A 19,580-nucleotide genomic window follows, 5' to 3' on the forward strand; every position below is an offset into this window, starting at 1 on the left:
GCATGGTGAAAAATAAATTAGTGTTGCCGGTGATGATGGCTTGCGCATCCGGCACGCTGCCCGCGCTTGCGCTTGCGCATGCAGCCTCAAGCTCCGTGGTTATCGCTAATTACCGTTTTCCCGACTCGCTTTATGCACTGCTGGAGCAGGGGATCAAAATTCCCGTCTATCTGGTAAATACGCGTCCACACTCAGCACAACAAGGGAACCACGAAGGCACGGCGAGCGAATATGTTCGTATCGGTGACGTGACGCTCTTTGCAAAAGATCTGAAGCTGGGGCTGAGGGATGTTCAGGTCCAGGAGTCTGATAACGGCATTCGTCTTTCAAAAGAGATGCGGGCGTTACTGCAAAGCATTAACGATAAGCAGTTTGATGACCAGATGCGTATTCCGGTTAGCGCGGGTTCGGCGTTCGAACTGGATCAGAAAAAAATGCGCCTGTTGCTGAATCTGTCGCAGAGCGACTACGGGGTGAATATTCGCCCGCGTGAGGTGGACATTGATGCGCCGGAGTCTGACGACCTGAGCGGCACGTTCTCCTACAACCTCGGAGCGTATCACACCGAGAGCGGCTACGGTGACAGCTGGTCGTCGGGCTATCTGAACGCGAGAAACTGGATCTCAATGGGCGTCGATCATGTGCTGATCGACGGCTCTGGCTACGTCAACGAGAACAGCAGCGATACCCAGATGAACGCGGTTATGTGGGAGCGCGACTATCAGGGGATGCGCTACGCCGCGGGCATGCTGAACGGCTGGGCGATGCAGTCTCTGGCGAGCGTCAGCGGGATTTCCGGCGGTGAAGTCTACGGCGTTTCCATGGGCAACCAGGCCAACTCCCGCAAGCGCGATAACACGCTCTCTCTGACGCCGGTGGTGGTCTATTTTCCCACGGCGGGCGAGGCCCGTATTCGTCGTGACGGGCAGCTTATCGGCATTCAGCGCTTTGACGTCGGCAACCATGAAATTGACACCAGCAGCCTGCCCTACGGGATCTACAGCGTCGAAGTTGAAGTGGTGAGCGGAAGCCGCACCGTGTCGCGCAGCATGTACACCGTAAATAAACCGTTCTCCAGCAACGTGTCGGAAACGCTGCGCTGGCAGATGTGGGGCGGGATGTATAGCCGCGATAAATCCGTCGTCAATTATAAAAAATACGCGAAACGCAAAAACGAGCAGGATAACACCTACTACTACGATTACGACACCAAACATAAAGACACCATGTCGCTGGTGGGAGCCTCGTTCAGCAAGCGCAGCGGGATGGTCGACTGGAACGCCTCTACCTACATGATGCGGGAACACATCGTCAGCGAGCTGTGGGCCTCCCTGAACCTGACGGGCTATTTCTCGGTGAATACCCAGACCATGGCCGCCTCCGACGGAACGTATCGCGCCAACTATGGGGCGAATCTCAGCCTGCCGTGGCAGATCGGCTCGGTGTGGTACTCCCATGAACAGCTCTCCAGCGGCAAGTTCCTGGATATCTATGAGAGCAAGGGCAACACCTGGGGCGCCTCCTTTAGCCTGCCGTCATTCGGCCTGCCCTCGGCAGGCAACCTGAGCCTGATGCGTCAGGAAGACGACCTCTATCGCTATAAACGCTATCAGCTGGACTACTCCCAGGGGTTATACGCCGGTCGCTACGGTACGGCGCGCCTGCGGGTGGGGATGTCGCGCAACAAATACGACGGGTATTACGAAGAGAAAGATCGTTACGTAATGCTCGATTTCGCCATACCGCTCGGCAATACCGTGTCGGTTGGCGTTTCCCACAATCGCGATACCGGCACGGCGTTGAACGTCAGCGCCAGCCGCCAGTTTGAGGGCGATTACCTGAAATCGGCTACCGCCAACGTCTCGAAAGCCTTTAACAGCCGCCAGGATCGCAGCGTAAGCGGCGGCGGCAGCGTGAACTTCGACACGCCGTGGAACAGCAACATCCTCAGCGTCCAGAGCGGCATGAGTAAAGGCTGGAACTCCACGCTGACCAGTGACGGCAGCGTGGGCTGGTCCAAAGAGGCCATCGCCGCCGGGAAAGGCACCGAAAGCGCAGGGGTGATTGTCAGTACCGGTCTCAAATCTGATGAAGCGCTGACCCTGAAGCTTAACGGCCGGGCAGAACGCATCAAAGGGGATAAGACCTGGCTGTCGCTGCCGGCATACCAGGCTTATGACCTGGAAGTGATGAACAGTGAAACCGGTACGGAAAGCTATGAGATTGGCGCGAATGCGCGTCGCCATATCACGGTTTATCCGGGTAATACCGTGGTGATGAAGCCGCAGGTGAAGAAAATCGTCACCCTGTTTGGTCGTCTTGTGGATGCAAACGGGGCCCCGGTTGGCGCCATGCAGATCAAAAACCACGTCGGGCTGACCCGGACGGAAAACGACGGACGCTTCGTGATCGACGTTGATAAGAACAACCCTGTCCTGAGTATCGCCACGCCGGACGACAGCGTCTGCGAAGTGCGCCTGGACATCGAGTCTAACCGCGGTGCGCTGTGGCTCGGGGACATCTCCTGCGACAAAGGCGATTTCGTCTGGCAGGAAGCAAAAGGAACGCAGGAACGTGACGATGAAAAAGATATTCGCTCTTAATTTACTGCTGATGAGCGCGGCGGCCCAGGCGCAGGAGCTGCCCTATTTAGCCATTAATAACCCGGACAATAACGGTACGGGAAACAGCGCGGGGCTGTTTAGTCTGAACAGCACGTCGACCGCGTTTTTACACGGTTCGCGCGAGTGGCCGACCCTGAGTGCGAAAACGAATAACGGTATCGCCACTTACATCCCGGACAACAGCTACAGCGGTCCGGCAGGCAGCGCGCTGACCATCGACTTTTCGGTGACCGGTTCCAGCGCCTCTCCGTTCTTCAAAGGGACGGCGTGTTCCTCGTCCTGCGGCAACACGGGGTACACCCCGACGACCAGCTATACCGACACGTCGATGGTGGTTAAGCCGCCGGTGATGGAGCCCGGCACGTCATACGGGCGCTGGGTACTGGGCGATCCGTTCTTTAACTATCTGCTCAACGCCGCGCCAGGGGATGAAGTGACCATCACCTCCACGCCGCAAATCAGCTCTATCAACAAAGTGACCACCACCAATACGCTTCACAAGGTGGGCACGCTGACCATGACCAACGCCAGGGCGCTTAACCTGGGGATTGACCCGATCAGCGGTGAGGTGACGATTGTCGATGGATCAACGGGGGCCACCTGCACCAAATACACCCGCAACACGGTCTCTGGCGTCCTGTGCGACCTGCTCGAATACACGTTTGTTGGGGAGGACATCTCCGGTTACAACGGGGGGCTGGCGCTCACCTCTTCCCGCGTCAACAGCGTGCTGCAATCGCACATGAGCGGCGGCACCGGGCTTGCCGCCGAGCTGACCTTCGATGAAAACACCTGGTACAGTATCTCCGGCGGTATCCTGAGCGATACGCGTGTCCTGGCGAACACCTTCCTTGCAGCGCCGCAGAAAAACGGCGGCAAAGCGTCCCTTAAAATCTTTTTGCCGAAAGCGTTAATTCTGAGCGTGGCGCAGGCGGGGGACGGCAGCAACATTGGCAATATCGTCAGCCTGTGTCTGACGCCCGGCAACAGCTCGCTGGCGGCGGATTTCTGCTTCCAGCCGGGGGGCGGCCTGGTGATTAACCCTATCGAGCCCGGGCTGGAGATTGTGCCAGACAACCCGGATTACACCCTCGATCCTGACGGTCTGGGCGGCTCCGGGAAAGGCATTATCGGCGAAGCGCCCATTGAGATCCCCTACACCATCACCTACAGCGGGGCGCAAAAAGATGCGGCGATTGCGGTCACGGTAAAAGTAACCGGGCCTACCCAAAGCCTGAATGGGGTGGACTACTGCGCCTTTAGCGGCAACGGCTTCACGGTTCCCATTCCGGGTAACGTGCTGGTGGGGAAAAGCCAGACGCTGATGGCGCACAACTGTAAAGGCGAAGTACTGTCGATCCCGGCGCCGGCCACCCATGCGGAAGAGTGGGACAAAATGAGTTCCGGCGTGACCGATATGTGGCTCTGGAAAACGCCGCTGATCCTCCAGTTCGTTATGGATAATCCGGTATCGAAAACCACCTATGACGGAAATAGCTGGTTTGGCGAAGTGACCGCGCAGGGAAGAATAGATGTTAGCGCATCCTGGAATTAATCAACCATGACTGGAAAATTCCTGGCTATTTTTGCAATAAATTGCTTCATTTCCACAGGGGCAAATGCTTTAATTATCGAAAGTCTGAATATTGATTTTCTTCCCGAAAGAGAAGTTGTTTTTCAGCCGATAAAAAACGATACCAGCGAGCGTCAGAATTATACCGTTTCGCTTATGCAGGTAGACGTTCCTAAAGAGAAGGGAAAAGAAACCGAAATAAAAGACGGCGAAGTCATGTATTCGCCTAAGCAATTAACGCTGGGGAGCGGTGAACGCGCGGGTTTTAAATTTTATTATACCGGCCCGCATGACAACAAAGAGCGATACTATCGCGTAAAATTCACCGAGACGCCGCTCCAGGCAAAGGTTATCACGCGCAAAGGCCAGCGCATCCAGTCGGATGTGGTGGTCTCGCTTGAGGCTATTTTGATTGTCCGTCCATGGACACGACATTTTGATTATGCGTTTAGCAACGGGGTGGTGAGTAATACCGGGAATACCTATTTTAAATATATTTCCTCGGTCGGGTGCAGTACGCAATACAACAATTCAAAATATATTCCGCCGGGGCAACGGCTGGAAATAGATAATGCCGGGCAGGCTGCAAGGCGAATGATTATTTATGGCAATAAAATCATTCCGCTGACCACCTGCCCGTAGCAACCGCTTTCCTTCATAAAAGGAAATTAGCCTTTAGCATCATGCTAAAGATCCATCACTACAGGAGATAAAAATGAAAGCGATTTCATTCACAGAAGCGAAAGACATTATTGGCGGCGCGTTAAACCCGTTCGCTGGTCTGGTTAAAGGTGCACAGCTGGGTTACGACACTGGCGCCAGCATCATGGGCATGGTTGGCGGTGTGGTTGGCGGAGTTCTGGGTGGCGCAATGGGCTTCCTGGGCGCGCTGGTTGGTAGCTACAACTAATTCACGTTAACAGGAAAAGTATTATGCAAGTTATCGATTTCAAAAAAGCACAGGCCATCATCGGTGGTTGGGATCCGTTTGCTGCCGCTATTCAGGGCGCAAGCGCGGGCTATAACGCGGGCAGCCAGATGTTAGGCGCGCTGGGCGGCACCATCGGCGGCGTATTCGGCCTGGTGGGCGGCTTCATCGGCGGTTTCTTCAGCGCCTAAGCGAGAAGCACGTTGTACGCATGGCCCGCATTGCCGGGCCATTTTTTTATTTCAGCCACGGATCATTATGTTTTCGCTCTTTCAGTATAAAAAACAGGGTAAGACCCCTGTTATTCGCCAGCATGAATTTACCGAATGTGGACTGGCCTGCCTGGCGATGGTGTTGGGGCACTACGACCACCATGTCTCCGTCAGCCAGCTGCGCCGGGAGATTTCCGTTTCCGCCGATGCGGGAACCTCAATGGCGGAATTGATGACCCTTGCCAGCGATAAAAATATGTCTGGCCGGGTGCTTAAAGGCGAAATCACTGAAATAGAAACGTCTGAGCTGCCGCTCATCGCCTTCTGGCGCGGCAACCATTTCGTGGTCATCGTGAAGATCGACAGCCGCAGCGTGACCGTTCACGACCCCGCCAGCGGCGTGCGTCGTTACCGTCAGAAAGAGGCGGAAAAACTCTTTTCCGGCTATGTTCTTGAGCTTAAGCCCACGCCGTGCTTCAAAAAGAAATCCCCGGATGAAAAGCTCACGCTTGGCCGGTTAGCCAATAAATCCCCGAGCCTGTTCCAGCGCCAGCTGCTGCTGTTTGTGCTCTGTATTTTTACCCTCATCACCATGCTGGCAAGCCCCACCTACGTGCAGCTGATTATGGATGAGGCCATTTCCCGCAGCGACAGCGATCTGGTGATCCTGCTCACCGCGATCTTCGCTATTGTCTTTATCTTTGAAGTCATCGGTAAATTCCTCAAGCAGCTGCTTGAGATCCTGATGCGTAACATTGCCTATGACGATTTAAGCCAGTCCGTGCGCCACTACATGCTGCGCACCCAGACCAGCTGGTTCCGCTCGCGCCCGCCGGGCATCGTGCTGGCTATTGAGAAATCGCTCCACGCCTGCGCGGAGTTCATCAGCAATGGTTACGTGCAAATTATCTTTTCCAGCCTGATCGCCGTCACCAGCCTGCTGTTTATGCTGCTGTATAACGTCAAAATTGCGCTGCTGACGATGCTGCTGATGGGCGTGTTTTTCCTGATCCGCTTTTCGCTGATCGGCCCCTATCAACGCGCGGTGGATGACTCCATCGAGCGCACCGCCCAGTATGAATCCCTGCTGGTGGAGACGCAGAAAGGGATCATTACGCTCAAAGCGAACAATATGGAGCAGGCCCGGGATGCGGTGATGGATAAATCCCAGCGCGAACACATCGCCGGGCTGATGCGTAAAGAGCGGCTGCTGGCCCGCTTTGACGTGGCTTCGCTGTTGGTGATCAATGCCGAGCAGCTGCTGGTGGTCTGCTTTGGCGCGTGGCTGATCCTGGAAGGGCAGATGAGCATCGGGATGCTTTACGCCTATATCAGCTATAAGCGCTATTTTTCCGATGCCATGGTGCAGGTGGCGCAGAAGCTGCTGGACAAAAATGCCCTCAAGGGGCCGCTGGATCGCGTGGGCGACCTGCTGTTTGCCCCCTCTGAAACCAGCCAGTTTGGGAAGCGGATTGTCACCTCGCCGGTCTGTCTGCAATTTGAGGATGTCTCATTTGCCTATCCTGGCCGGGAGGCCACGCTACAGCATATCAATATGACCCTGAAGCAGGGCGAAGAAGCGGTGATTGTGGGCCAGAGCGGGTCGGGAAAAACCACGCTGCTGCGTCTGATCTCCGGCATGCTGCTGTCATCGTCTGGCACGCTGCGGATCAATAAGATCCCCATTGAGGAGTGCGATCTTTCCTCGCTGCGTCAGCACATCCGCATTGTCCATGCGGACGATATTCTCTTCACCGGCTCGATTCTGGACAACATCGCCTGCTTTGACAGCGCACCGGATAAAGAGCAGGTCATTGCCGCGTGTCGGCTGGCGGAGGTGGACCACGTCGTCGCCAGGCTGCCGCACGGCTACGAAACGGAGATGCTGCCGGGGAACACTTTTTTCTCTGCCGGGGAGATGCAGCGTCTGGTTCTGGCGCGCGCCCTGTACAGCCAGCCTAAGCTTCTGCTCTGTGACGAAGTGACGGCGAACCTGGATAAAACGACCGCGCAGAAAGTGCTGGCGAACCTGCGTAGCCTGGGGATTGGCCTGGTGTTTGTTACCCACTCGCCGGACGTGGTGGGCTGTCAGGGGCGTCTCTATACCATGGAAAATGGCACCCTGCGGGAGAGTGAGCAATGATGTTTCTGCCGCGTCTCTATGCGCGCCTCTGCGCGCGCCAGGCCGGGCGCACGCTGCTGGCAAACCGGATCACGCAAAACTACAGCCAGTTTATGCGCTGCCCGGAGGCCGATGTCCCGGCTGATTTTCTGCATCAGAACGCCCATGAGCTGAGCGGGTTTAACTTCGTGGAGCAGATCTTCCCGCCCGCGCTTTGGGCGCGCAACGTCCGCTTCGATCTGCACGCGTACGTGGCGCAGTGGACGCAGGAGCAGGCGTTTTACAGTTCATCTCGCACCCTGCTTCTGGGAATGCGCTGGGCGGGCTTTGGTCTGATCGTGGATGCGCTGCTCGCCACCGCGCCAGCCGATGTGCGCTTTCAGTTTATTACCCGTCACCCTGCGCTGCATAAGCTAATGGCCGCGCACGAAGGCCGACGCGCCAGCTCGTTTTTCGCCCCTCACCGCCTGGTGACGGTGCTGCTGATGGACGAACGCCTGCCGGATGCGCCGCTGTTCTCCACCCAGGCTGGGGATCAAAAGGCGTGGTTAACGGACGTCTCAACGCGGTTTTTATCGCGCTATGGCTACAGCGTCCGAACGCTGCTGCCGATCTGTTCGCTGCACATGGCGGAGTTTGGGCTGGAGAGTCAGGCGTATGCGCCAGAGGATTACCGTCAGGCCGCCGCCGACACGCTGAACGCGCTGCGCAAAACCCCCACGCTCTGGAGTGCATGGGACGATCTTTCAGTGATTTATCATGGATGACATATCGTGAAATTAAAAAACCGAAGCCGACAGCGGCGGGCGCTGATCCCGCATCATTTCTCAAAAAGCTATCACATCAACGCGCCACGGCTGAAAGCCGTGCTGACCTTGTTCATCACCTTTTTTCTCTGCCTGCTGGTCTTTGCGATTGTCTTTAACTTTTCGGAAACCACGCTGGCACGCGGGGTGCTGATCCCGGCGCAGGGCGATGTGGAAGTCCGCGCCCGGGAGTCCGGTACGCTTGTGGATTTTGCCGTACGGCCAGGTCAGTACGTGAAGGAAAACGATCCGCTGTTCACCGTGTCACAGGACTATGGCGGCAAGCAGGGCTCGGTGGTGCAGTTTGACCGCCAGCAGATGGAAGCGGAGAAGAAGCGCAGCGAGCAGCGTATCCAGGCCATTGAGGACTCGATTGCGTCGTATCGCAAAAATCTGGCGCAGCAGCTGGCTCTCACTGACAAGCAGATCGCCGTTTCCCGCGATAAGGTGAAGAAGCTGCGCGCGTTGTTAAAAAACAGCACCGACACCTACGAGGCGTGGAAATCCGTCTCCGGGAAGGGCTATGTATCCAAAGTGGATCTCGATAAAAGCCACAACGATGTGCTCAATGCGCAGCTCAACCTGACGCTGGAGGAGAGCACTATTCTTGAGCTTGAGGCACGAAAAACCAGCCTGACCGACAGCACCCAGTCGCAAATTGACTCTCTGAGCGAAGAGCAGCTGTATGTGAAAAACCGCATCAGCGAAATTGACCGCAACCTGTCCAGCCGGGGAAGTTCCACCATGGCGATGCTGGCCCCTTCCGACGGTTACGTGGTGGCGATTAACTTCCCGCCTGGCCGGGCCATTACGCAAAATAGCGAGGTGGTGGTGGTGATCCGTAAAAATACCGCGGCGACGATGGAGGGGTACCTGTATGTTCCGGCAACGGGGGTGGGGCGCGTGGCGAAAGGCGATAAGGTCAAGCTGCGCTTCGACTCCTGGCCCGTAGACAAATACGGTTCCGTGGAAGCGACGTTGTCCGATTTCTATGAGGTAAACATTGATGCCCATTCGGCGCTGATCCCGCTCCAGGAGGGGCAGAACTACTACCTGGCTAAAGTGCGCGTCCCCTCCTGGTTTACCGACCCGGACAAGAAAAAGCGCATGCTGATGGGCGGAATGACGGTGAACGCCGATATCGTTATCGATCGTAAGCCGCTTATCAATCTGCTGATTGCGCCGCTGGAAAGGGTACGCAAGCGGTTTATCGATTGACCCGATTTCATCGATCATCGCCCTTTAGCCCACATTCTTAACGGCACCCTGGGGCTATTCTCCTTCTCATACCAACCGGAGGATAGCCCATGAACATTACGCAAATTCGCAATGCCACCCAGCTGATCACTTACGCGGGAAAACGCTTTTTAATCGACCCAATGCTGGCGCCAAAAGGCACTTATCCGGGTTTTCCCGGCACGGCGCGGGCTGATATTCGCAACCCGATGGTCGATCTTCCCGTTGACGTTCAAACGCTTCTGGATGCTGACGCGGTGATCGTCACCCATACCCATGCCGATCACTGGGATCAGTACGCCGTTGAGCTGATCGCCAAAGGCAAGCCGATCTACGTGCAAAATGATAGTGATGCCGCGCTGCTGCGCAGCCAGGGATTTACCAACCTGACGATCATGACCGGGGAAACAACGTACGGCGATATCCGGATAGTGAAAACCCACGGCGGCCAGCACGGTACTGACCGCGCTTACGCCGTGCCGGAGCTGGCAGAGTTTCTGGGGGAAGCCTGCGGCGTGGTGTTCCGTCATCCCGATGAGAAGACGCTTTATATCGCAGGGGATACCATCTGGCGCGATGCGGTGGCGGCCGATCTGCAAAAGCACCAGCCGGATATCGTCGTGCTCAACGCCGGTTACGCTCATGTCATTGGGTTTGGGCCGATTATCATGGGGGAAGAAGATCTGCTTAACGTGCATTTCCTGCTGCCGCAGGCGAAAATCGTGGCGACCCATATGGAAGCTCTCAACCACTGCCTGCTCACCCGCCGCGCGCTGCGCGAGTATGTTGATGCCAACGAGGCAGGTGACGCGGTGAGCATTCCCCAGGACGGCGAAACCGTTATATTCTGACTGTTAAACGGGACAGGAGAGACAGATGCCGCTTATTAACGTTGCCATTGTCGCGGTGGACGGGTTTAGCCCGTTCCACTACTCCGTCCCCTGCATCCTGTTTGGCGACACGGTATCCGGGGAAAAGCGCTTTAACGTCACGATCTGCGCTGAAAAACCGGGATTCCTGAACTCGAAAGACGGTTTTGCCCTGCATGCGACGCAGGATTTTTCCGCGATCGCATCGGCTGAAATTGTGGTTGTACCCTACTGGCAGCACGTTCTGGAGCGCCCGCCTCAGACGCTGCTCGACAGCCTGGTTCAGGCCAGAGACAACGGGGCGGAAATTGTTGGGCTGTGTCTGGGATCATTTGTGCTGGGCTATGCGGGCATACTCAGCGGCAAACGGGCCGCCACACACTGGGAGTTTGAACGCCAGTTCCAGTCGCTATTTCCGGACGTCCGACTGGATATCAACGCCCTCTACGTGGATGACGGCAATATGATTACCTCGGCGGGTACCGCCGCCGCGCTCGACTGCTGTTTGTACATCATCCGTCAGCGCTTTGGCAGCGTCGTCGCCAATCAGATTGCCCGCCGGATGATCGTCCCGCCGCACCGAGAGGGCGGGCAGGCGCAGTTTATTGCGCAACCTGTGCCGAAAGATACCCGTGATGGGCGGATTAACTGTCTGATTGACTACCTTCAGCAGCATATTTCCGAACCGCATAACCTGGACTCTCTTGCGGAAGTGGTGTCGATGAGCCGGCGCACGCTGACCCGCCATTTTATCAAGGCGACGGGCATGAGCGTTGCCGACTGGCTTACCGCCGAGCGCCTGCGGCGCAGCCAGATCCTGCTGGAGTCCGGCAACCTGCCAATCGAAAACGTCGCCGGGCAGGTGGGGTTTTTATCAGCGGTGACGTATCGGCAGCAGTTTAAGGCGCGCTTTGGCGTCAGCCCGGCGGAGTGGCGCAAGACGTTTCGTACTCGCCAGTAGGCCAGGTAAGCGTAGCGCCACCTGGCAATTACCCCAGCCTCTCCATCCTCGTCTCCCCCTCCGCCATCGACAGCTGATACAGCGAAAACGATCGGTGCTTCTCAATCAAATGCGCCAGCTCCGGCGAATGGCTGGTGAGCCAGATCTGCGAATAGCGGCTGGCCTCGGCAATGAGGCTTGCCAGGGCGGGCAGCATCTGCGGATGCAGGCTGTTTTCCGGTTCGTTGAGGGCGATGAATGCGGGAGGGCGCGGGCTTAACAGCGCCACCGCCAGGCACAAAAAACGCAGCGTGCCGTCGGAGAACTCTGCCGGTTCCAGCGGTCTGCTCAGCCCCTCGCGCTGCATCATCATGCGGAAGCGCCCGCCGGTGTTGTCGCTGTAAAACACGCAGCCGGGGAAGGCCTGGTCGAGAATGCGCATCAGCAGCAGCTCGTCGCCAATTTCGACAATGGTCTGAAACGCGGCGGCCAGGTTCGCGCCGTCGCTGGCCAGCACCGGGGAACGAAAGCCCACCTGCGGGGCACGGATCGCCGAGCCGGATGAGACGGAAAACTCGTGATAAAATCGCCAGTTACGCAGGGACTCGCGCATCTGCGACACTTCGGGGTAGAGGTGCGGTTCACCGAGCTGACCGAACACCGACTCGTTCTCATACAGCGTACCGCTGTGGGTCACTTTTTCGTGATGCACGTTGTTCAGGAATACCGCCTGATTCTTACGCTTCATCAGCTGTGACGACGGGCGACGGTGCTGTCCGCCGAGCCAGATAGATTCCTCTTTGATCACCGGATCGAGCTGAAACTGTGAGGGGTAGGGCAGCTTTTCCACGAACCCGACCTGAAGCTCATATTCATAGGTTTCCGTTTCCACCGCCAGGTTCATGCGTCGCAGCTGGTCGCTGCGGGTTTTGCCCGCCCAGAACACTTTCAAAATTCCCCCCTCGTTCGCCAGCGCCTGGGAGAATTGCCCCTGCGCCGCGCTGTGCATCAGATAAATCGCTTTATAAATATTGGATTTTCCGGTGCCGTTGGGGCCGAACACGATATTGAGCTGTTCCAGCTCAAGCGACATATCGCGAATTGAGCGGTAGTTCTGAATATGCAAATTTTTGATCATCGGGGTACTCCGCTGCGCACGCTTAACCTGTACAGAATTACAGTATTCTACGCTGAGCGCAAAAAAAAGACGACAGTGAGGGTGTCGTCTAAACGGGGTACTGCTTTGGGCCTCTGTGGGTCAACAGGGCCTTCGCTTCTTTCTTATCAGGTAACGGCCAGACGCAGACCCAAATCATCAGGATAGGGATCAAAGTAGTTTTGCGTCATCAGATACCGGTCAGGGTATTCAGCCAGATAATGCTTCAGCAGCGTCAGCGGCGCGAGGATCGGCAGCAGCCCGTCCCGGTAATGCAGGATCACATCCCGCAGTTCTCCACGCTGGCGGCTGTTCAGCTGGTTACGGAAATAGCCCTGAATGTGCATCAGCACGTTAGTGTGATTCTTCCGCGAAGCGGGTTTTTTCAGGATGGTCATCAGCTTGTCGCGATAGGTCACGAAAAACGCGTCCAGATCGTCCCACTCGTGCAGTGATGCCACGAACGGACCAATTTCACGGTAGCCTGCCTGATGGTGCGCCAGAAGCTGAAGCTTATAGCGGCTGTGAAAGTCCAGCAGGGCACGGCGCGTCAGGCCATTTTTACGCATTATGTTCAGTTCGTGGAGAGCGAAAACGCGCTCAACAAAGTTTTCCCGCAGTACCGGATCGTGCAGGCGACCGTCTTCTTCGACGGGCAGCCAGGGGAAAGTTTCAAGGAGGGCGGCGGTGAACAGCCCGACACCCTCCTTGCGGCCCCGGTTGCCGTTTTCGTCGTACAGCCGCACGCGCTCCATGCCGCAGCTGGGCGATTTTGCACAGACGATAAAACCCGCCAGATCGCCGATTTTCGGCAGATAATCTGCCGTAAATGCGGCCATCTTCTGCGTGACGTCATCGTGCGGCGCTTTGCTGAACCGCATTTCTGTCTCGCCGCCGGTGGTCATCACCAGACGCAGCGCCGGACGAGGCGTGGGCAGGCCGATAGCCATTTCAGGGCATACCGGACGGAAAGCGACCCACTGCGCCAGCTCATCCATCACAAAGCCCATACGCTTATGCCCGCCGTCAAAGCGAACGGCGGAACCGGTCAAACATCCGCTAATACCCAGCACAGGTTTTGTTGTCATGGTGTGCACCTCCCGATCTCATACCTAAAAGTTACACAACAATGCGTATTTGTCCAAGTATTGGCGGGATTATTTTTAAATCGTCTTTAAAATCAAGAGCAATCAGCTGCCCTTGTAGGTTGAGTAACCGTACTGGCTGAGCAGAAGCGGGATGTGCAGTTTTTCATTGGTGCGGGTGACGGTGAACAGCACCGGCACTTCCGGGAAGAAGGAGTCCAGCTTTTTACCGTGGAAGTAATCGGCGGTTTTGAAGGTCACTTTATACACGCCAGGCGCCATATCCTGATCCTGCGGATAGAGCGATTTGATGCGCCCGTCGTGGTCGGTTTTACCGCTGGCAATCGGGGTCCACTTGTCCTGCTCCTGCTTCTCCAGCGTGACGGCCACATCCGCTGGCGGCATACCGGTTTGCTGGTCCAGAACGTGAACGCTCAGGGTGCCTGCCGGGGCGCTGAACGCGGCAGGCGCGAAAGCCATTGCAGCGAGCATCATCAGAGGGAGTGTCTTTTTCATCGTGTTTTCCTGTTGAGTTGTCGGTGACAGGAAAACGTTAGCACTCGCTGTGCGAAAAAATATTCAACTTTTCGTGAAGATTGCCTCAGCAGAAAATAATCAGAGGATAATCACCTCAAGGGAAACCTGCTGCTGCCACTGCGCAACCTGCTTTTTCCGCACGGCGGTAAGTTTACCGCTGGTGACCAGCAGCCATTTGCGGTCCGGGAAAATTTCCGGGGCCAGCGCGGCAGGGGGAACCGGCAGTATGTCGATGCGGTGGCCCTGGCCGGTGCGCGTCAGAGCTTCTAGCCAGATCTCACAGGGGTCGTTCAGATGCCAGCCGCTGATGAGGATGTTATCGCCCGGCGCTTTTTTATCGCCCTCAAGGCAAAACGAGGTATAGGCGATGAGGATGCCGTCGAGGATCTCACGCAGCGTCATGGCGGCGGCGACGTTGGCCGATATCTGGCTGCGCAACGGACGCAGCACGTTAGTGACCAGCTCTGGCCTTGGGTATTCGCGTCCGGCGTCGTAAATCATCTGACGCAGGGACTCAATTTTCCCCTCCTGCAACTTTTGCAGCATGGCCTGTTGCAGGGTTTGCCAGTTATTGGCGCGGCGCGGCGCAGGGCGTTCCAGCAGTGATTTTACCTGACCGATGGGTACGCCTTTTTTTACCCAGTCGAGGATTTTCAGCGCCTGCTGAACGTCCTCATCGCTGTACAGGCGGTGACCGCCGTCCGTACGCTCGGGTTTGAGCAAGCCATAGCGTCGCTGCCACGCCCGCAGCGTGGTGGCGGTGATGCCGCTGAGTCTGGCGAATTCGCCGATGGAGTAAGCCATGTCTGCATCCGAAGAGAAGGAGTTGTCTCAATATACTACGAATATTCCCCGACGGGATGAAGCGCCGCACGGGTGCGCTACACTTAACGTCCAACCGCGTAAATGAAAGGAGTTCTCATGAGGCTATGGCCTGTCGTTACCGGTGTCGCCATTGCGCTGACGCTGGTTGCCTGTAAATCTCCCACGCCGCCGAAAGGCGTGCAGCCCATTACCGGCTTTGATGCCAGCCGCTATCTCGGCAAATGGTATGAAGTCGCCCGACTGGAAAATCGCTTCGAGCGCGGTCTGGAACAGGTCACCGCGACGTACGGCAAGCGCAGCGATGGCGGTATCAGTGTACTGAACCGCGGCTACGATCCGGTGAAGAAAAAATGGAATGAGAGCGAAGGAAAGGCGTACTTTACCGGCGAACCGACCACGGCTGCGCTGAAGGTATCGTTCTTCGGCCCGTTCTACGGCGGCTATAACGTGATCAAGCTGGATGATAAGTACCATTACGCGCTGGTCAGCGGCCCGAACCGCGACTATCTGTGGATTTTATCGCGCACCCCGACCATTCCGGATGCGGTAAAACAGGACTACCTGAACACCGCACGCGAGCTGGGCTTCCGGGTCGATCAGCTGGTGTGGGTGAAGCACTAACCTACTGATACGAAAAGGTGATGCTTGCCAGGGCGTTGGCCGAGCCGGGGACCAGTTCACCGGTTCGGATGTACTGCGCCTGGAACGGCAGGGACAGCGTTTGTGCCGAGCTGGTGGTCTGGATGAAAAACTGTCCCGTCGTACCTGCGGACGAGCTGTCCGGCCCCATCATCAGCGGCCCGGTACCGTTATAGAAAAACTGTACGCCAATGCCGGAGGCCGTGGAGTCCCCGGTCAGCGTCACGACCGACGAGGTATTTGACGGTATGGTCTGATCGGTCATCACTGCGTTAACCGCCACGTTCTCATCGCAGGTCAGGCTGACGTTAAACTCCCCCGACGGCGAGGTGCTGCCTACGCTGGGCAGCGTGTGAACATCAATGGTGCCCAGGTCGACGTTGGCGCTTTTTGTGCCTACCGTGCAGCCGCTTGCCGTCACCGTGATGGTGGTGGGGTTGATGATCACCTGCGCGGTTTTCACTTCGTTGTTATAGGCCGTCAGGATCGCCGCGTTAATGGTCGGGGTCTGGTATACGCCGGATTTCAGCGGAACGCCGGTCTTGATAAACGTCACTTTTGCCGACCAGCCCAGTGCGGTGGCGTAACCGTTAGTCCCATCGGCCGGATAGCTCTGCGTAATGCCCGTCTGCATCGGGACATAGGTGGTGCCGTTATAATCTTTAAGCCCAAGAATGAAGCCGATGCCGGGCACGCCCGTTTCAAATACCATGTAATTTGCGCCATCAAGAATAACCGTGATGCCGGTGGCGGTTATACTGCTGCTCGGCTCCAGCGTCCCTTTGGAGCAGGTAAATACCAGGCCGCACCAGAACACTTCCGAGACGCTCGCAGAGGCGCTCCATTCAGAGCCGATCGTCTTTCCAGGCACGATGGAGTCTGCCGGGCCGGACCACGACATGGGCGTTGGCGAAAGGGTGATATCCGATGTCCAGGAGAGGGCAAGTGCCTGAGAGGACATGAAAAACAGGGCTAAAAACAGTAAACGCATTATTGATACTCCGTCGTCCAGGTCGCCACTGCCGAAACGTCTCCGGCATTGACTGGCGCACCCGTGGCGGCCAGTCGCGCATAGAAGGTCATTTTTACGCTGTCATCCCCCTCCGCGCCGTAAGCAGCGGTTTGGGTGTCCAGCGGGATAAGTACGCTGTCTTTATCCAGAATCTGCACCGCCACGCCGGTCGCGCCGCCGTCAGCGACTTTGAGAAGCTGCGGGTTCTCGTCATCCGGCGTACCGCTGAAGCGGATTTTCACGCCAGCAAAGGTGGGGCCGCATGCTTCAAGGGTGAGCGTGAAGGGCGTTTTGATATTGCTGACCGCGCCCGCCTCGCTAAATTGCTTCACGCCGAGGGTGCCCAGCGGCACGTTTTGCTCCTTCGAATCTTCCGAGACAATGCAGGTATTGCCGATCACGTTGCCGGTCACGGAAACCAGCACGTCATAGCCGCGCGCGGGAACGGTGATGAACATCAGCAGGATCAGGGGGAGGAACCGGATGGTTACTGACATATGACCTCTTGGGAATAAAGCCCGGTGCGGGCGTGATAATTCTGCGGGTTCAGCGCATAGCGGATCGTGCAGCGCTGGGCGCTGTTGCGCCCCCATACGGCATGCAATGTTCCCTCCGCTGACAGGCCGGTCAGATACACGCTGCCGCCGTCGCCGACGATACCGCTGGCTTTGTCATCCTCTGACGAGACCAGCGTACCGAAGGGGAGCACGTCTTTAGCGTGACGTACGATAAACATCGCTTTTGCCCCCTGACGCGTGGTGAGGGTGGCGCGAACCAGTGCCCCGTCGGTGGGGATTTTATTGGCGATGGCGTTCTCAAGTTCCACGTCATTGCCCACGGTGGTGACATCCAGCGCAACCTGATTAACGCGATACGGCGTGGCGTACGGGATCACCGCATAGCCCCGGCTGTCGGTTTTGATGCCCTTGTGGTTGAGCACGGCGACATGACTGGCGCCCGGGGCTTTCACCAGAATATTGGTGTTCCCGAGCGGCTGGCTCAGCGTCAGACCATCCTCATGCAGCACCGCACCGCCGCTCATCCCGTAACTGAGGTTGCGGGAGTCACCGGCGTAGCTGTAGCCCAGGTTATAGTCTCCCCACGCGCCCTCGTATTGCAGCGCGGCATCGCCGCCGTAGTGCTGCTGCGCGCTGTAGCGCTGGTTGACGCTATAGAAAAGATTCTCCTGCCCCGGCAGATAACCACTGACACCGGTACTGGCGGTGGTGCCAGCGGGATCCGCATGGGTAGCGGTAAAACGGAGACGGGTCGACAGCGCCGGGTTACCCAGCGGCACCGACAGGGACAACGCGAGGATATTGTCTTTCTTGTTGTCGTACAGGCCAGAGCTACGCTGGGCGCTGATGCCAAGCGACAGGTTACGAAACGTCGCGTTCCACGCGAACTGCAAACTTTGCGTGGTTTTTGACGTATTCCAGTAGGTTTGTTGATCCCAGGACAGCGACAGCGCGCCGTATTCGCCCATCGGCTGCGACAACAGCAGCTGATTTTTTGCCTTACGCGACATATGCAGGTTGTAAACCGTGTCGTAGTGAGTGGTGACGGTGCCATCGTCTTCCACGGTCTGTTTTGGCGCTCCGCCCGCCATACCTTTGTAAGTGGTATCGCTGAGGGTATAAAACCCTGCCGTTGAGTAACGCAGCGAGAAGAAATTGACTCGCGTACCGATATCGTTCAGCAGCTTGCTGTACCGCAGGCGCACCGAATCACCGGTGTAGTGCTGGTTATCAGCCAGCTGGCTGCGGGCATGGGTGAGGTCGAGGGAGTAGGCGCCAAAGCGGCCGAGATTCTGCCCGATACCGAAGGCCAGGCCGTTGTAGCGATCGGAAAACTGCGCCCCGCCATAAAACGTGAGGCCGTATCTCCAGCCCAGGAACAGCTCGCCCTGCGCGAAGGAGGGCGAGATCTGATTGCCCGCAGGGCGGTATTTCCCCGCCCCCAGAGCATATTTGACCTGACCGTTACGCACCAGATTCGGCACGCTGGCAAAGGGCAGGGTGTATTGCGTCTGGCTACCGTCGCTCTCCTGAATGGTGACCGCGAGATCGCCGCCGGAAGAGGTCGGATAGAGATCTTTCAGCACAAACGCCCCCGGCGGAACGGAGGTTTGATAGATGACGTTACCGTTCTGGCGAACCGTCACCGTGGCATTGCTGCGCGCGATGCCACGCACTTCGGGCGCGTAACCGCTCAGGCTGGCGGGCAACATATTGTCATCGGTCTTCAGGGCAACCCCACGCAGGCCAACGGCGTCAAACACCTGCGATGAGGTGAACGTTTCACCGGCATAAACCTGGGCACGCAGGGCGCGGATATCCCGCTGTAGCCAGGTCTGGACGTGGGTGAGCTCGTTACTCTCTTTGGTCCACGTGGTGAAATCACGCAGCCGCCATGCGCCCAGGTTGGCGCCGCTGTTGAGGCTCACAAACAGCTGTTGTTCCCGCGTGCGCGTCTCGCCCCGGTAGTCATTATTCGCGCCATTGACCACATAGTTCAGCCACGCGGCAGGGATGCCGGACTCCCAGCTCTCCGGGCTGACGTACCCGCGCGGCAGAGCACGCATCGCGCTTTGCGGTACGGTGAAGTTGAGGGTAAGCGTCCTCTGGTCAAAATCAAACCGGGTAACGGCGAATGACCGGGTTAAAAAAATGCAGCGCTGCGCAGGCGGCAGCTCACCCCCTTTAGCCTGACGGCTGTCGATGCCAAGTGCGGCGAATTGCGCAGGCGTAAGGCACGGCAGGGCTTCACCGGCGGTGTTTTCAGCGACGCGAAACGTGACGTTACCTGTGAACGCGAACTGGGTGTTGATATACACGTTAAGATTGTACTCGCCCGGCGGCAACGCGCTCCCGGCGTTGACCCAGGCGAGATCGGCGCTGTTGGCGCGCTCGCCGTTGAGAAACGCAGGATTAAATTGCAGCTCGCTTTCGGCAGCCACGGCTTGCCGAATCACCAGGGCGATCGCCGTGGCGCACAGGATTTTAATTTTCATGTG

At 57.2% G+C, this 19,580-nt stretch carries 18 protein-coding genes; 11 read left to right on the forward strand and 7 right to left on the reverse strand.

The features are described from left to right. Window positions 1-2: 2 nt before the first annotated feature. The 10 genes from ACWKXX_RS12625 (at window position 3) to ACWKXX_RS12670 (ending at window position 11,331) form a co-directional block, all read left to right on the forward strand. On the forward strand, window positions 3-2,603 hold the full coding sequence (locus ACWKXX_RS12625) for a CS1-pili formation C-terminal domain-containing protein (protein ID WP_047062541.1): 2,601 nt from the start codon (window positions 3-5) through the stop codon (window positions 2,601-2,603). Further along, entirely contained in the window at window positions 2,581-4,179 is a 1,599-nt protein-coding gene (locus ACWKXX_RS12630; protein WP_032672168.1) for a hypothetical protein, read from the forward strand. The genes ACWKXX_RS12625 and ACWKXX_RS12630 overlap by 23 nt, the downstream gene beginning before the upstream one ends. A 6-nt stretch (window positions 4,180-4,185) precedes the next feature. Next, window positions 4,186-4,839: a hypothetical protein gene (locus ACWKXX_RS12635; protein WP_126498975.1), complete on the forward strand. Its 654-nt coding sequence runs from the start codon at window positions 4,186-4,188 to the stop codon at window positions 4,837-4,839. 73 nt (window positions 4,840-4,912) lie between these two features. Beyond that, window positions 4,913-5,107: a hypothetical protein gene (locus ACWKXX_RS12640; RefSeq protein WP_000644465.1), complete on the forward strand. Its 195-nt coding sequence runs from the start codon at window positions 4,913-4,915 to the stop codon at window positions 5,105-5,107. Window positions 5,108-5,130: 23 nt separating this feature from the next. Continuing rightward, on the forward strand, window positions 5,131-5,316 hold the full coding sequence (locus tag ACWKXX_RS12645; RefSeq protein ID WP_001196016.1) for a hypothetical protein: 186 nt from the start codon (window positions 5,131-5,133) through the stop codon (window positions 5,314-5,316). Between the two features lie 67 nt (window positions 5,317-5,383). After that, window positions 5,384-7,480: a peptidase domain-containing ABC transporter gene (locus ACWKXX_RS12650; RefSeq protein WP_261665855.1), complete on the forward strand. Its 2,097-nt coding sequence runs from the start codon at window positions 5,384-5,386 to the stop codon at window positions 7,478-7,480. Continuing rightward, entirely contained in the window at window positions 7,477-8,226 is a 750-nt protein-coding gene (locus ACWKXX_RS12655) for a hypothetical protein (RefSeq protein WP_261665854.1), read from the forward strand. The genes ACWKXX_RS12650 and ACWKXX_RS12655 overlap by 4 nt, the downstream gene beginning before the upstream one ends. 6 nt (window positions 8,227-8,232) lie before the next feature. After that, window positions 8,233-9,483 carry an HlyD family secretion protein gene (locus ACWKXX_RS12660; RefSeq protein ID WP_017693988.1) on the forward strand — a complete coding sequence of 417 codons (1,251 nt, stop codon included), beginning with the start codon at window positions 8,233-8,235 and terminating at the stop codon, window positions 9,481-9,483. Between the two features lie 89 nt (window positions 9,484-9,572). After that, on the forward strand, window positions 9,573-10,352 hold the full coding sequence (locus ACWKXX_RS12665; protein WP_017693987.1) for an MBL fold metallo-hydrolase: 780 nt from the start codon (window positions 9,573-9,575) through the stop codon (window positions 10,350-10,352). Window positions 10,353-10,377: 25 nt separating this feature from the next. Further along, window positions 10,378-11,331: a GlxA family transcriptional regulator gene (locus tag ACWKXX_RS12670; protein ID WP_017383650.1), complete on the forward strand. Its 954-nt coding sequence runs from the start codon at window positions 10,378-10,380 to the stop codon at window positions 11,329-11,331. A gap of 28 nt (window positions 11,332-11,359) precedes the next feature. Here ACWKXX_RS12670 and ACWKXX_RS12675 read toward each other — a convergent pair whose 3' ends face one another. The 4 genes from ACWKXX_RS12675 to ACWKXX_RS12690 all read right to left on the reverse strand — a co-directional run bounded on the left by ACWKXX_RS12675 (window position 11,360) and on the right by ACWKXX_RS12690 (window position 14,892). Continuing rightward, window positions 11,360-12,448 (reverse strand): AAA family ATPase, encoded by a 1,089-nt coding sequence (locus ACWKXX_RS12675; protein ID WP_023295682.1) that lies wholly within the window; start codon window positions 12,446-12,448, stop codon window positions 11,360-11,362. 146 nt (window positions 12,449-12,594) lie between these two features. Then, complete coding sequence (locus ACWKXX_RS12680; protein WP_017383648.1) at window positions 12,595-13,554, reverse strand: YbgA family protein; 960 nt, start codon at window positions 13,552-13,554, stop codon at window positions 12,595-12,597. 102 nt (window positions 13,555-13,656) lie between these two features. Next, window positions 13,657-14,067 carry a hydroxyisourate hydrolase gene (uraH, locus tag ACWKXX_RS12685; protein WP_017693985.1) on the reverse strand — a complete coding sequence of 137 codons (411 nt, stop codon included), beginning with the start codon at window positions 14,065-14,067 and terminating at the stop codon, window positions 13,657-13,659. Window positions 14,068-14,166: 99 nt separating this feature from the next. Beyond that, on the reverse strand, window positions 14,167-14,892 hold the full coding sequence (locus ACWKXX_RS12690; protein WP_032103799.1) for a MerR family transcriptional regulator: 726 nt from the start codon (window positions 14,890-14,892) through the stop codon (window positions 14,167-14,169). 117 nt (window positions 14,893-15,009) lie between these two features. On the opposite strand from ACWKXX_RS12690, the gene ACWKXX_RS12695 reads away from it, so the two are divergent. Further along, the gene (locus ACWKXX_RS12695) at window positions 15,010-15,534 is read left to right on the forward strand and encodes a lipocalin family protein (protein ID WP_045339825.1); all 525 of its coding nucleotides are present in this window, start codon (window positions 15,010-15,012) and stop codon (window positions 15,532-15,534) included. A gap of 1 nt (window position 15,535) precedes the next feature. On the opposite strand, the gene ACWKXX_RS12700 is transcribed toward ACWKXX_RS12695, so the two are convergent. From ACWKXX_RS12700 to ACWKXX_RS12710, 3 genes are read right to left on the reverse strand one after another with little or no spacing between them, the layout of a single operon-like run. After that, window positions 15,536-16,543 (reverse strand): fimbrial protein, encoded by a 1,008-nt coding sequence (locus ACWKXX_RS12700; RefSeq protein WP_261665853.1) that lies wholly within the window; start codon window positions 16,541-16,543, stop codon window positions 15,536-15,538. Then, a complete protein-coding gene (locus ACWKXX_RS12705; protein ID WP_261665851.1) occupies window positions 16,543-17,061 on the reverse strand; it encodes a fimbrial protein in 519 nt (172 codons plus the stop codon). The genes ACWKXX_RS12700 and ACWKXX_RS12705 overlap by 1 nt, the downstream gene beginning before the upstream one ends. Continuing rightward, entirely contained in the window at window positions 17,052-19,577 is a 2,526-nt protein-coding gene (locus ACWKXX_RS12710; RefSeq protein WP_261665850.1) for a fimbria/pilus outer membrane usher protein, read from the reverse strand. Before ACWKXX_RS12710 ends, ACWKXX_RS12705 begins: the two co-directional genes overlap by 10 nt. Window positions 19,578-19,580 lie beyond the last annotated feature (3 nt).

The organism is Enterobacter sp. UPMP2061 (assembly GCF_053709615.1).

Bases quoted from the DNA above. Each gene is read 5' to 3' on its own strand.
- ACWKXX_RS12625 (WP_047062541.1), top strand. From the start codon at position 3: ATGGTGAAAAATAAATTAGTGTTGCCGGTGATGATGGCTTGCGCATCC.
- ACWKXX_RS12630 (WP_032672168.1), top strand. From the start codon at position 2,581: ATGAAAAAGATATTCGCTCTTAATTTACTGCTGATGAGCGCGGCGGCC.
- ACWKXX_RS12635 (WP_126498975.1), top strand. From the start codon at position 4,186: ATGACTGGAAAATTCCTGGCTATTTTTGCAATAAATTGCTTCATTTCC.
- ACWKXX_RS12640 (WP_000644465.1), top strand. From the start codon at position 4,913: ATGAAAGCGATTTCATTCACAGAAGCGAAAGACATTATTGGCGGCGCG.
- ACWKXX_RS12645 (WP_001196016.1), top strand. From the start codon at position 5,131: ATGCAAGTTATCGATTTCAAAAAAGCACAGGCCATCATCGGTGGTTGG.
- ACWKXX_RS12650 (WP_261665855.1), top strand. From the start codon at position 5,384: ATGTTTTCGCTCTTTCAGTATAAAAAACAGGGTAAGACCCCTGTTATT.
- ACWKXX_RS12655 (WP_261665854.1), top strand. From the start codon at position 7,477: ATGATGTTTCTGCCGCGTCTCTATGCGCGCCTCTGCGCGCGCCAGGCC.
- ACWKXX_RS12665 (WP_017693987.1), top strand. From the start codon at position 9,573: ATGAACATTACGCAAATTCGCAATGCCACCCAGCTGATCACTTACGCG.
- ACWKXX_RS12670 (WP_017383650.1), top strand. From the start codon at position 10,378: ATGCCGCTTATTAACGTTGCCATTGTCGCGGTGGACGGGTTTAGCCCG.
- ACWKXX_RS12675 (WP_023295682.1), bottom strand. From the start codon at position 12,448: ATGATCAAAAATTTGCATATTCAGAACTACCGCTCAATTCGCGATATG.
- ACWKXX_RS12680 (WP_017383648.1), bottom strand. From the start codon at position 13,554: ATGACAACAAAACCTGTGCTGGGTATTAGCGGATGTTTGACCGGTTCC.
- uraH (WP_017693985.1), bottom strand. From the start codon at position 14,067: ATGAAAAAGACACTCCCTCTGATGATGCTCGCTGCAATGGCTTTCGCG.
- ACWKXX_RS12690 (WP_032103799.1), bottom strand. From the start codon at position 14,892: ATGGCTTACTCCATCGGCGAATTCGCCAGACTCAGCGGCATCACCGCC.
- ACWKXX_RS12695 (WP_045339825.1), top strand. From the start codon at position 15,010: ATGAGGCTATGGCCTGTCGTTACCGGTGTCGCCATTGCGCTGACGCTG.
- ACWKXX_RS12700 (WP_261665853.1), bottom strand. From the start codon at position 16,543: ATGCGTTTACTGTTTTTAGCCCTGTTTTTCATGTCCTCTCAGGCACTT.
- ACWKXX_RS12705 (WP_261665851.1), bottom strand. From the start codon at position 17,061: ATGTCAGTAACCATCCGGTTCCTCCCCCTGATCCTGCTGATGTTCATC.
- ACWKXX_RS12710 (WP_261665850.1), bottom strand. From the start codon at position 19,577: ATGAAAATTAAAATCCTGTGCGCCACGGCGATCGCCCTGGTGATTCGG.